Here is a 604-nt window from a genome sequence, read left to right as displayed (position 1 = left end):
CTCACCAGCCAGCAGAACAATCCGAGCCCGCCAGACGACCTTCTGGGATGTGTTGCGGTCACCGACCAAGCTCTCCAAGCGATCTCGATCAGCGGCGGGAACCTCAATGCGTTCGATCTTGCCCATCCGAGCAGGATCGCACGTCGGATCGGATTTCGGAATCACTCGTCAGTGACAGAACACTAGCGCATCCCAACCCGGCCATGATCGGAAAGGATCAGACTGACGCCAAAGACTCGACCGGCAACCTCTTCACCCAGCAGCAGGTTCAGGTCGCCTGATCGGGTGGAGGGTTCGTCCGTTATCTCTGGCCCAAGCCAAACGAGACCCAGCCTTCTCTCAAGATGACCTATTCGTCCGTCTTTCCGCAGTGGGAGTGGGTCATCGCGACCGGCGTGTACATCGATCAGCTGGATGCCATGAATGCGGATTACCGCAACACTCTGCTCCAGATGGTTGCTGTCGCGGCCATAATCATGCTCCTCATCGCCTTTGGTCTCGGGCGCAGCATCTCCAAGCCGATCCAGAAGCTCGTGGCGAACATGCGCGCGCTCGCCAGCGGCGATCTGAACGTGACGATCGAGGGAACCTCCCGCCGCGACGA

General features: G+C 59.4%; 1 protein-coding gene. It reads left to right on the top strand.

Annotation, left to right across the window (positions count from 1 at the left end; translation table 11 throughout):
• Positions 1-344: 344 nt before the first annotated feature.
• On the top strand, positions 345-604 hold a 260-nt coding region (locus FS320_RS44790; RefSeq protein WP_152718821.1), incomplete at its 3' end, for a HAMP domain-containing protein.

This window comes from Microvirga tunisiensis, assembly GCF_009296175.1.
Taxonomy (GTDB): domain Bacteria; phylum Pseudomonadota; class Alphaproteobacteria; order Rhizobiales; family Beijerinckiaceae; genus Microvirga; species Microvirga tunisiensis.
Note: the sequence above shows the minus strand (reverse complement) of the source record. Positions and strands in the feature narration are given on the sequence as shown.